This window comes from Sphingomonas sp. S2M10 (assembly GCF_012650175.1).
Lineage (GTDB): Bacteria > Pseudomonadota > Alphaproteobacteria > Sphingomonadales > Sphingomonadaceae > Sphingomonas.
The window spans coordinates 99,809-110,873 of record NZ_JAAILI010000040.1; the positions used below are offsets into that span (position 1 = coordinate 99,809).

Here is an 11,065-nt window from a genome sequence, read left to right on the forward strand (position 1 = left end):
CGATCAGGCCCGTGTCGGATCAGACATGTATTTCAGGGGGAAAGTCAAACCCATATCATGGATCAAGGGCTGCCTATAAGCATCCGCGGCATCACTGCACAGCCTTGGGGAGAGCATAGGCGACAATTGAATCACCGCGCTTCGTTCCGAGCGAACCATGGCCACCGGCGGCGATTACGATGAACTGACGCCCGCTCTTGGCCGACCAGTAGCTCATCGGCGTCGCCTGGCCCCCGGCCGGCAGGCGGCCGCGCCACAAAACCCTGCCCGTCGTCACGTCATAGGCGCGCAAATAATAATCGAGTGCCGAGCCCATGAACGCGACGCCGCCCGCTGTCAGCATCGGCCCGCCGAGCGATGGCACGCCCAGCTTGAACGGCAGGGGTACGGGCGTCTGGTCGCGCGAGGTGCCGTTGCGGTGCCGCCACACCGTCTTGCCGCTCACCAGGTCGATGCCGGCGACATAGCCCCAGGGCGGCGCCTGACACGGCAGACCAAGCGCCGAGAGGAACGGATTAAGTGCCACCGCGAAGGGTGCGCCGGTGTTCGGGTTGAAGCCCTTGATGTCCGAACCGCTGAAATCCGATCCACCGGCGGGACCCCGCTGACCGCGGGGAGCGGCGTCCGATTCCTGGCGCGGCACCAGCCGGTCGACGAACGCCATGTAGTTCGGGTGGGCAAAGGCGATCATGCGCACGGGGTCGATCGCCATGCCACCCCAGTCCATCACCCCGAAATTCCCGGGGAAGACCAGCGTGCCCTGCTGCGACGGCGGGGTGAAAGGCCCCTCGTAGCGCAGCCGCTTGAACTTGATGCGGCAGGCGAGCTGGTCGAACATCGTCGCCCCCCACATATCCGCGTCGGTGACGCGCTGCTTCTGCATCAGGCTGAGCGCGGACTCGGGCTGGGTGGGAGCCGTGCGGTCGCCCGGCGCGGCACCCTGCGGCACCGGGATCTCGCGCACCGGCACCACCGGCTGGCCGGTGCGGCGGTCGAGGACGAAGATATTGCCGGTCTTGGTCGACTGGATCAGCGCAGGCACGCGGCCGCGGCCGGGCAGGTTGAGGTCGACCAGCGCGGGCTGGGCGGGGACGTCCATGTCCCACAGATCGTGATGGACAGTCTGGAACGTCCAGCGGACCTTGCCGGTCGCCGCCTCCAGCGCGATTACCGAAGTGGCGAAGCGCTCGGTCTCGGGCGAGCGGCGGCCGCCCCATTGGTCGATCGCGGCCATGCCGGTGGGAATGTAGACCAGGCCCAGCGCCGGATCGGCGGCGGCGATCGTCCAGCTATTCGGGCTTGAGGGCGTGTAGCGGCCGGCGCCGGGGGCCTTCGGGGCGGTATCACCGGGATTGGCCGGATCGAACGCCCAGACCGCGCGGCCGGTGTTCACGTCATAGCCGCGTACCACGCCCGAGGGCATGAAGGTCGTCTTGTTGTCATAGACCGCCCCGCCGAACACGGCGAGATTGCCGATGATCACGGGCGGCGAGGTGATCTGCCACCAGCCGCGCTGCTGCCCGGGCAGGCCCGGCCACACATCGACCTGGCCGTTGGTGCCGAAGCCGGGGCAGGGACGGCCGGTCGCAGCGTCGAGCGCGATCAGCCGGGCGTCGTTGGTGCCCATGAGAATGCGATTGGCGCACACGCCGCCGGTGCCGGGTGCCGCGCCGTTGCTGTGGTAGGAGACGCCGCGGCAGGTGAGATGCTGCATTTCCTGCGAGGATCGGATCTGCGGATCATAGCGCCAAACCTGCTTGCCGCTCTCGGCATCGAGCGCGAATACAATATTGTGCGGCGAGCAGAGGTAGACGAGGTTGCCGACCTTGATCGGCGTCACTTCGTAGGTGAACTCGTCGGGGTCACTGCCGGTCTTGAGGTCGCCGGTGTGGAATTCCCAGGCCTTTTCCAGCCTCGCGGCATTGGCCGGCGTGATCTGGTCGAGCGGCGACCAGCGATCGCCGCGCCATGAGCGGCCATAGGCGGTCCAGTCCTCCTTCGGCGTGCCGCCCAACACGCTTGCCGGCGCGATGCCGCGTGCGCCGGGCAGTTCGCCGGCCAGATCGTGCGGATTGGTAAAGGCGGTGGCGAGCAGCACCAGCGCGGCGATGCCCAGGCTGCCGACGAGCGGCCACGCGCGTCCCGGCCAGCGCGCCGAGCCCAGCCGCCGCGTCACCCAGGGCAGCGCCAGCACGATGCCGAGCGGCACGAGAATGTCGCCGCGCGGGGCGAGCGCCCAGAAGTCCCAGCCCGCCTCGGCCACCGCCCAGACCATCGTCGCGATCAGCAGCACCGCATAGAGCGTCAGCGCCGCCGCGCGTCGCCGAACCAGCAGCCAGGCCGTGGCCAGCAGCGCCAACCCTGCCAGCAGATAGTAGATGGATCCGCCCAGCAGCGCGAGCCACAGCCCGCCCCCGCCGATCGCCAGGCCCACCAGCGCCAGGATCGCGGCCAGGATCAGAAGCAGGCGCGAGGATCGTTGCTGGTCGGCCATGGCATGCTCCTGCGCCGCTCGTCGGGATGCCCGCCCCAACAGGTCGCAACGGTATGGGTTCCGGGCCGGCGGCGGCACTAGGCAAGTTTTTCCTAGTACCAGCACCCGTTGGACCTGCGGCTGTTCCTATAAGAGACGGACGGGGCTGTGTTCTTGCCTCGCGAGCGTGATGGAGCAGGCATTGGCAGAACGCATCAACCGTCAAAGCGACGCCGCGCCGGGCAATCCGGGGAGCGCGAAGGCGTGAAGATCCTCTTTTACCTTCCTGCAGTGACGCCGTGGTGGTTCGAACACGTGATCGAGCCGTTGATCCGGCGCGTCGCTGGCGAAGCCGAAGTACATGTTCTCGCACCGGTTCCCTGGAACAATACTGGCCTGGGGCCGAGCGATCTGGCGCGTTGTGCCGATCTGCCTGAGCTGCATTGGGCCATCGTCGACGACGCCGACCACCCCAGCCTGCGGACGGTACCGAAGGATCGCGACGGCCTGATCGCCTATGTTCGCGCGCTCGCACCCGATCTCGTACTGTGTCGCAGTGCCGATTTCGAGACGCCGCAGGCGTTTCCCGGAACCGTGCGCTACGTGATGGAAGCGGTGACGGCGCCGTTCGGCCCGGTGTCGCCGGCGAACACCGTGCATTTCACCGATGCGCCCTTCGTCAATGGCGCCATGCCCGCGCTAGCGCCGGATGCCGTCGCGCGGATCGATGCGCTGATCGCGCCCTTCTGGACCGACATGGACGCGCATTGGCAGGCAGCAGTCTATGATCGCGACTCGGTGTTCCGCCATATCGGCATCCCTGCCGATCGGCCGGCCGTGTTGCTGCCGCTGGAATATGAGCATGCGGAGAACTTCTTTCTCCAGCATCGTCCCGGCGCACTGAGCAACCAGGCGCTGGTTGCCGCGATCGCGGCCGAGGCGCAGACCGCAGGGGTGACGCTTGTCGTCACCGATCATCCGCTGAACAAGCTGCACGTTGAACGCGATACGCTGCTCGACTTCATCACAGACCTCGACGGCACGATCCTTGTCGATGAGCCGGTATTCGACGTCCCGCCCACCATGGCACTTGCCCGCCATGTCGACGGAGTCGTGCTGGGCGACTCCAAGAGCTTTGCCATCGCCGCGGCGTTCGGCACGCCGATGCATCGCCGCTCGCGCTTCGCCAGCGCGCCCTGGCTGCACGCCGAACCTGATCTCGCCGCCTTTCTTGCAGCCATCCGAGCCGGTCGCGCTGAGCGCCCGGAATGCGCGGCAGTGCAACGCTGGTTTGGCTATCACTATGCGAATGAGGCCTTCTATCCCACCGACCCGGCGCTGACCGGCGCGATGGTGATCGATCGCGCGGTGCGCACGCTCGACAGCGCCCGCTGGGAGGCTGGAGTCGGCCGGCTTCGGCGGTTCGCCGATCCCGTCAGGGAGGCGGCATGAAGCTCGGTGCCATCGCCCGCCCGTCGGCGGCGGAGAACGGCCAGGCGCTTGCCTGGGCAGCCGAGGTGATCGCCGCAGAACGCTGCGCGCTGCAGGCATTTGAGGCGGTGCTGCCGCCGGCGCTCGCCGATGCCGTTGCAGTGATCGCGGGGCAGGCGAGCCCGCTCACCTGCCTTGGCATGGGCAAGTCCGGGCTGATCGCCGCCAAGGTGGCTGCAACGTTCTCCAGCCTCGGTACGCCCGCCTTCCCGCTCAACGCAGGCGAGGCCGCCCATGGTGATCTCGGCGCGGTGCAGGATGGCAATGTGGTCCTGCTCTTTTCCAACAGCGGCACCACCGACGAGATCCTGCGCATCCTGCCGGTGCTGAAGGGCCGGGCCTGCGTGCTGATCGGCGTCATCGGCCGGCCGGATTCGCCGCTCGGCCGGGCGGTCGACATCCTCATCCCGGCCTGTACCGCAGGGGAAGCGGACCATATCGGCATGGCGCCGACCTCGAGCACGACGCTGCAACTCGCCATCGGCGATGCGCTGGCGGTCGCTGTCAGCCGCACGCAGGGTTTCACCCGGGGCGATTTCCTGCGCCACCATCCTGCCGGCCTCCTTGGCCGCCAATCGCTCGCGATCCGCACGCTGATGCGCACGGGGGAGGAACTGCCGATGGTCGGACCCGAGGCGCCCGTCGCCGATCTGCTCGCTGCCATGTCAGCGGGAAGGATGGGCGCGGCATGCGTCGTCGGCGCCTGCGGACGCCTGCTCGGCCTCGTCGTCGATGGCGACATACGCCGGCACTTCCAGTCGCGCCGCGATGTCTATGATACGCCGGCCGCCGCGCTGATGCAGCCCCATCCGCGCGTGATCGACGTCACCGCGACGCTGGGCGATGCGCTGCTGCTCCTGCGCGAGCATGAAAGCGGCCTATTGGTTTTGCCTGTGACCGACGGGGAGGGACGTCTGCACGGCATGTTGCATGCCAAGGATATGATGCATGGCTAAGCCCCTGAAGATCGTCGCCTTCGTCCCCGCCAAGGGGAATAGCGAACGCGTATCGGAAAAGAACACCCGCATTCTGGACGGCGAGCACCTGTTCAAGCGCAAGCTGCTTCAGGCACTGGATTGTCCGGCGATAACCGAAGTGTGCCTGGACACCGAGAGCAAGGCCATGGCGGATTTGGCAAGCGACCTGCCCGTCACCTGGCTGCAGCGCCCGACTGAGCTGGCGAGCAACGCCACCGACGGCCACGGCATGTTCGCCTGGGAATGCGCGCAGCGGCCCGATGCGGACATCTGGGTGCAGCTGCTGTGCACCGCGCCCTTCGTCACTGCCGACACGATCAGCCGGGCGATCGAGCGACTGCTGGCGGAACCGGAGGCGGACAGCCTGATCGCGGTCACCCGCGCCAAGCAATATTGCTGGACGGGCCAGGGCCCTGCCTATGGCACGGACCGGATTCCGAACAGCATCGACCTGCCCGAGACGATCGTGGAGGCGATGAGCCTCTATATCGTCCGCCGCACGGGCGAAGGGCCGGCCACCCGCCGCTTCGGCACCCGCCCGATCCTGTTCGACCTCGACCCGATCGAGCAGATCGACATCAACCAGCATCACGACCTGGTGATCGCCGAGACGGTCGCCGCCGGCTTCCGCCAGGCAGAGGTCATACGGTTCCGGGCGATGCTGCCGCATCTTTCTTCGCCGGTGCTTTCGGACATCCTCAAGGAACGGGGACACCGCGTGGTACTGCCCAAGGCACTGCGCCCGACCAGCGGCGGCAAGTTCCTAGGTCGTGCCAAGACGATCGAACTGGCGGCGCTGGCGCAGCGCCCCGATCGCTCGCCCGATGGTCCGTGGCACGGCATCTACGGCGCGCTGCAATCCTATCGTTTTGTGCGACCTGGCGACGTGATCATGGTGGCGACCGACGTTCCGGAATATGCCTATTTCGGTGATCTCAACGCCAATCTTGCCATTCGTTCGGGTGCCGTCGGCGCGGTGATCGACGGGGCCACGCGGGATACCGCCGATGTCCGCGCGCTTGGCCTGCCGGTCTATGCGCGTAGCCAGACCTGCGACGACATCAAATATGAAGGCACGCTCAAGGCGATGAATCGTCCGATCACCATGGGCGAGGTTACCATCGCGAACGGCGACGTCGTGTTTGCCGATGCGGATGGGATCGTGGCGGTGCCAAGGGCCTTGTGGGCCGAAATCGAGGAAGCCGCGTGGAACGTGCTCTCGAACGAGGCCCGCATCCGCATGGCTGCTGCGCGGGGCCGCGACGTGGACGCAATCCTCGCCGAATGCGGGGCATTTTGAAGAAGCTGACGCCGCAGACGGTAGCCACCGCCGCCATCGTCTCGTCGACCGCGAGCCGTTGACGCTCCCGGCAAGCGGGGCTGAGCCCCGCCTGTCGCGGCTCAGCGGCCGAGCTGTTCCTTCAGCATGTCGATCCGTTTCGAGGCCTCCGCCTTGTTCAGTGTACCTTCGATGGGCGGCTCGCCGGCTTCCTCGAGCAAGGTGGTGAGATAGGATGCCTGCGCGCCGGTCATCGGATCGTCGCCCGAGACCCAATCATCCGGATCCTTTTCGGTATTCGAGCCGGGATGTTCGTCCAGCTTCGGGTTGTGCAGCGGCTCGGCCATGATCGCCTCCTGATTGATCCTGTTATGTTCTCTAACGGGCGAAGCGATGCGCCGGTTCCGCGTGGCGTCCGCCGCGCGCGGTCAGCCCGGCAGCGTTACCGTCGCGACATCGTCCGGTGCGTCATGCAGCCGCAGATACAGAGTCTTCCCCGCGGGGCGCGGCAGCGTGATGCTACCGCCGACGAACCCCAGCGGCACCGGCGTCGCGCCGACGAAGTCCGGCTTGTCGCCGATCGCGGCGACGACGAACAGATCGTCGCCGGAAAGGGTGCATGTCGCGGCGTCGGCAGAACAGGAGAGCCGGGCGAGCCCGGGAAGCCGCGCGAGCGTGACGAGCGGCTGCCAGTCGCCCGCCATTCCGTCCTGCACCAGTCGATAGCGCAGCTTCCCGGCAATGCCGGCGCCGAGCAGCGTGCGCGGCGCGAAATGCGCCACCACGACGTTCTTCCCTACCCGCTGCAGCGCGCCGTCGCGAAAGCCCAGACTGGCCCCATGACCTTCGGGTCCGGCAATTTCCACCATGCCGCCGTCGCCGAGAGCCCCCTTCGTGATCCGGAACGAGAAGTCCATCGCGGCATCGGCCGGCAGCACGCCGTCCGGCAGGGCGATCGGCAGGCCGTTGCGTGCGGTCTGGTCCGCCGCGGCGCGGCTGAGCAGCGTCGCGACCGGGCGGGGCGCGGTTGCCCGCACTGCGAGCTTTACCGTGCGTCCGTCCCGAAGCCGGACCACTGCTTCCCCGTCTCCGGCGGGCACGGGGGCGTCGATCGCCATGGTCAGGCGGTCGCCCTCCGCGCCGCGGGAAAGCGTGCCGGCGGTGAAGTGCAGGCCCCGCCAATCCAGTCCGGTCACTTGGTCCAGCCGCGCGCCTTCCAGCACCCCCTCGCGATCGCCTTCGTGCACCACGAAGCGATCGAGCCGACTCGCCTCTAGCCGCGCGACGAGCGGAATCGTGTCGGGCGGGGCGGTGCCGAAGCGGGCGACGTTCAGCGTCAGCGCACCCGGCTTCACGGCCTTGAGCGGCAGCGTCATGGTCAGCTCGTCCTGGCCCGTGACCTTGAACGGCACCGGCGCGCGCATGCCGGCGGGATCGCTCAGCGCGATCTGGCTGACACAGAAGGCCGCACCCCCGCGCAGCACCAGCGGATGTTCCCGACCTACCACCACGGCGCCATCCGGCAGCGCGCGCCAGGCACCCATCGCGTCGAGCTGCACCGGCAGGCGGGGCCCGGTGAAGCCGTCGAAGCCCCACTGCCCTTGGAGTACCGCGTTGGAGACGGTGCCGAGATCCGCCGGTACAGCGCCTTCCAGCCGAACACCGCCCTTCTCGACATCGGCCACCACGGGGAAGTCGTGCGTCTTGCCCTCGTTGCTGGTCACCTGCACGGATAGCGTGCGAGCATAATCGGTGGCGTAAAGCAACGGTGCGTCTTCGAGCGGGAGCGTCAGCCCTGGCTGGGCGAGGCATACCGGCGTCGGCCCGCCCGCCTGCCAGATCGGCGGGGTTGCCGCGCCGATCGGCGGCAGCGGCGCGGCGAGCACCGATCGCGGGCTCTGGAACGAGGGCGCGGCGTTGAGCAGCAGCTTCAGCGTGTCGCCGCGGCCCAGCGCCAGCGCCGGAAGATATTGATATTGCGGGCTGCGGAACGCGCCGAACAGCTTCGCCACATCGCGCGCCAGCCCGATATATGAGCTGTAATAGCCGCCGCCGGCCTGGGGCGTGGCGGCGATGCTGTAGGCGAGGTCGGCGGGGGTGCCGGTCAGCGTCTCGGCGAGCGTGGTGCCGCGCTGCGTCTGCAGCACCAGCGAGTCGCGGTTCTGGGTGAGGCAGGCCGCCTGCAGCCCGCGCGGGCGCGCCAGACAATCGGCATTGAGCTTGATCCGCAGCGCATTGGCCAGCACCGGTGCGGCGGTGGCGAGGCGTTCGGGCGCGGTATCGCCGATCCGCGCGATCGCGGCGACGAAGGCGTCCAGCCGCGCGCGATCGAGCGAGGCCTGGAACAGGTCCTGCGCGACGCGAACGAAAACGCCCGGCCGGCCGCGCACCGCGTCGCGCACCGCATCGAACCCACCGCCGGTATCCGGTGCCAGCAGCAGCACGGCCTGTTCGGCGCCCATGGGCACGGTCAGTGCCAGCCGATTCTTCTTCTTGCGCCAGGTTTCGGCAACGAAGAACCAGTCCTTGGGCGGCGGGTTGGTCGCGCCGCGCAGAAACGCAACAACCAGCAGGTAGTGCGCGGACTGATCGGGCGGCAGCGCCGCTTCCGCCGTCACCTTGTCGCCGGGCTGTAGCGACGGGACCGCGCCGATCGGCAGCGTGGCGCCGTCGCGTGTGACCGTCAGCTTCAGCTCGGGTCCGGCCAGGTCGAAGCCGTTCTGCTGGGCCTTTGCGGGAACGGTGGCGCAGAGCAGCGCCATCAGCAGCGGGATCAGGGGAAGGCGAGGCATCGTGCCGCTATAAGGGAAGCGGGCGGGGCAGGGCCACCGCCCGCGCGACGAGCCGTTGTTAGCCCTCACTCAGCAACGTTGTCCGCCACCCAGGCGCGGCGCTGGCCGAGCGGCTGGGGCGCGCCGGTGGTGGTGTCGTGCTCGGTCTGGTGTTCCAGTTCCGAGTTGAGCTCGGCACCGAACAGCAGCACATATGCGGAAAGATACAGCCAGGTGAGCAGCGCGACGATCGCGCCGAGCGACCCATAGGTCGCATCGAAGCGTCCGACATAACGAACATAGGCGCCGAAACCGAGCGTCAGCGCCAGCCACAGCAAGGCCGCGAGCAGCGATCCCGGCGTGATCCAGGTCCAGCGCGGCTTCGCGCGAGATGGTCCGAAACGATACAGCGCCGCTGCGCCCGCCGCTCCCGCCAGCGTCAACAGCACGTGGCTCGCGACCTTGCCGACCAGGAGCAGCGCCTCGGGCGCGAAGGGCAGCAGACGATCCAGCGCGCCCAGCGCCGTCATCGCGATGGCCGCCAGCACCGCCGCCAGCACGGCGCCCAGGGTGATCGCAATGGCGGTGAGGTTCACCCAGACGAAGTTGCGCTTTTCCTTCTCCTCATAGGCGATGTTGAGCGCGGCGATGATCGCGCCCGCCCCGTTGCGCGCGCCGAACAGCGCGATGCCTAGCGCGAACAGGATGCCGAACCCCTTCCGCTCGTCGGGGCTGCGGACGAGGCCAAGCAGCTGGTCACCGATGACGGCGGCGATTTCGCGGGGCAGGATGGTGGAAAGCCCCCGTACGTCGTGCAGGACCGTCACCGGATCGGCGACAAGCCCGTAGCTCAGCACCACTGCGCCGAGCAGCGGCACCAGCGCGAGGAAGCCGTAGAACGCCACGCCAGCGGCGATCAGCCCGATATTGTCGTCGCTCGCCTCGTTCCAGCTGCGCCACAGCACCGCCTTCCAGCCGCCCCATGGCATCGCCCATGGGCTGTGCGCGTCGCGCCCCTTTCGATCCATCCTGCTTCCCCTGTTCCTGTCGGCAAGAAAGCGCGCGACGCGCGAACCCGGTTCCCGGATCGCAGGGCATTGAAATCGCGCCGCTTACGGTGCGTCGGCGTGGCCGAACAGCGGCAACGGCTCGGCCAGCCCGCGCTCGAAGTTGGAGACGGTTACCCCGACCAGCCGGATGCCCTTGGGCGTCGGCAGTACCGATCGGAGCAGGGCGATACTCGCCGCGTGGAGCTGTTCGCGGCTGGTGATCGGCGCGGTGTGGCTGCGGCTGCGGGTGATGATCTGAAAATCGGCATATTTGATTTTGACGGTCGCCGTCCGACCGAATCCCTGGGTGCGTTCGCACCATTCCCATACGTCGTCGGCCTGGCCCAGCACCGCCGCCTCGATCTCCGCATCCTCGGTCAGGTCGCGACTGAAGGTGGTTTCGGAGCCAGAGGATTTCCGCTCCCGATTGGGGTTCACCGGCCGTTCGTCTACGCCGCGGACGATCTGGTGGTACCATTCGGCGCTGCTGCCGAAATGCCGCTGTAGAAAGTCGAGCGACTTGGCGCGCAGGTCGGCGCCAGTCTCGATCCCCAGCCGCTGCATCTTGGCGGCGGTCACCGGCCCGACACCATGGAAGCGCGACACCGGTAGCGTCTCCACCCACGCCGCGCCCATCTCCGGCGTCACCGCGAACTGGCCGTTGGGCTTTCGATGGTCCGAAGCGAGCTTGGCGAGGAACTTGTTGTACGAGACGCCCGCCGAGGCGGTGAGCCCGGTCTGGGCCAGGATGCGCGCGCGGATCTCCTTGGCGGTTGCCCAGGCGGTGCCAAGCCCGCGGCGGTCTTCCGTCACGTCGAGATAGGCTTCGTCAAGCGACAGCGGCTGGATCAGATCGGTATAGTCGGCGAAGATCGCATGGATCTGCTGCGAGACGGCCTGTAAACGCTCGCGCTAAATGGCGGCGTTCTGATCGCGCTATTTGTCAGTTGCCGGGTCCGATGACGAGGCAATCGCGCGCGGCCTGAACGATGTCAGCGGTGACCTCCTCGACGCGGTTGAGGGTC

Annotated in this window: 7 protein-coding genes and 1 pseudogene; 3 read left to right on the plus strand and 5 right to left on the minus strand. The window is 67.9% G+C overall.

Features of this window, described 5'->3' with window-relative positions; genetic code table 11:
* Positions 1–91: 91 nt before the first annotated feature.
* Positions 92–2,494, minus strand: a complete 2,403-nt coding sequence (locus S2M10_RS09655) for a membrane-bound PQQ-dependent dehydrogenase, glucose/quinate/shikimate family (protein ID WP_168845846.1) — start codon at positions 2,492–2,494, stop codon at positions 92–94.
* A gap of 243 nt (positions 2,495–2,737) precedes the next feature.
* Between S2M10_RS09655 and S2M10_RS09660 the strand changes: the two genes are divergently transcribed.
* Genes S2M10_RS09660 through S2M10_RS09670 form a run of 3 tightly spaced genes read left to right on the plus strand, consistent with a single transcriptional unit; the run spans position 2,738 to position 6,241 of the window.
* The gene (locus tag S2M10_RS09660; RefSeq protein ID WP_168845847.1) at positions 2,738–3,925 is read left to right on the plus strand and encodes a hypothetical protein; all 1,188 of its coding nucleotides are present in this window, start codon (positions 2,738–2,740) and stop codon (positions 3,923–3,925) included.
* Positions 3,922–4,920 (plus strand): KpsF/GutQ family sugar-phosphate isomerase, encoded by a 999-nt coding sequence (locus S2M10_RS09665; protein ID WP_168845848.1) that lies wholly within the window; start codon positions 3,922–3,924, stop codon positions 4,918–4,920. Before S2M10_RS09660 ends, S2M10_RS09665 begins: the two co-directional genes overlap by 4 nt.
* Positions 4,913–6,241 (plus strand): hypothetical protein, encoded by a 1,329-nt coding sequence (locus S2M10_RS09670; RefSeq protein ID WP_168845849.1) that lies wholly within the window; start codon positions 4,913–4,915, stop codon positions 6,239–6,241. Before S2M10_RS09665 ends, S2M10_RS09670 begins: the two co-directional genes overlap by 8 nt.
* A gap of 101 nt (positions 6,242–6,342) precedes the next feature.
* Here the strand turns inward: S2M10_RS09670 and S2M10_RS09675 are convergent, their stop codons facing one another.
* The 4 genes and pseudogenes from S2M10_RS09675 to dinB all read right to left on the minus strand — a co-directional run.
* Complete coding sequence (locus S2M10_RS09675; protein WP_168845850.1) at positions 6,343–6,567, minus strand: DUF3072 domain-containing protein; 225 nt, start codon at positions 6,565–6,567, stop codon at positions 6,343–6,345.
* An 81-nt stretch (positions 6,568–6,648) separates the two neighbouring features.
* On the minus strand, positions 6,649–9,012 hold the full coding sequence (locus S2M10_RS09680) for a hypothetical protein (protein ID WP_168845851.1): 2,364 nt from the start codon (positions 9,010–9,012) through the stop codon (positions 6,649–6,651).
* Positions 9,013–9,077: 65 nt separating this feature from the next.
* Positions 9,078–10,019 (minus strand): YihY/virulence factor BrkB family protein, encoded by a 942-nt coding sequence (locus S2M10_RS09685; RefSeq protein WP_168845852.1) that lies wholly within the window; start codon positions 10,017–10,019, stop codon positions 9,078–9,080.
* 84 nt (positions 10,020–10,103) lie between these two features.
* Positions 10,104–10,940 (minus strand): annotated as a pseudogene (gene dinB, locus S2M10_RS09690) (DNA polymerase IV); the annotation flags it as partial.
* Positions 10,941–11,065 lie beyond the last annotated feature (125 nt).

Coding starts and splice junctions, on each gene's coding strand:
- S2M10_RS09655 (WP_168845846.1), bottom strand. CDS start 2,494: ATGGCCGACCAGCAACGATCCTCGCGCCTGCTTCTGATCCTGGCCGCG.
- S2M10_RS09665 (WP_168845848.1), top strand. CDS start 3,922: ATGAAGCTCGGTGCCATCGCCCGCCCGTCGGCGGCGGAGAACGGCCAG.
- S2M10_RS09670 (WP_168845849.1), top strand. CDS start 4,913: ATGGCTAAGCCCCTGAAGATCGTCGCCTTCGTCCCCGCCAAGGGGAAT.
- S2M10_RS09675 (WP_168845850.1), bottom strand. CDS start 6,567: ATGGCCGAGCCGCTGCACAACCCGAAGCTGGACGAACATCCCGGCTCG.
- S2M10_RS09680 (WP_168845851.1), bottom strand. CDS start 9,012: ATGCCTCGCCTTCCCCTGATCCCGCTGCTGATGGCGCTGCTCTGCGCC.
- S2M10_RS09685 (WP_168845852.1), bottom strand. CDS start 10,019: ATGGATCGAAAGGGGCGCGACGCGCACAGCCCATGGGCGATGCCATGG.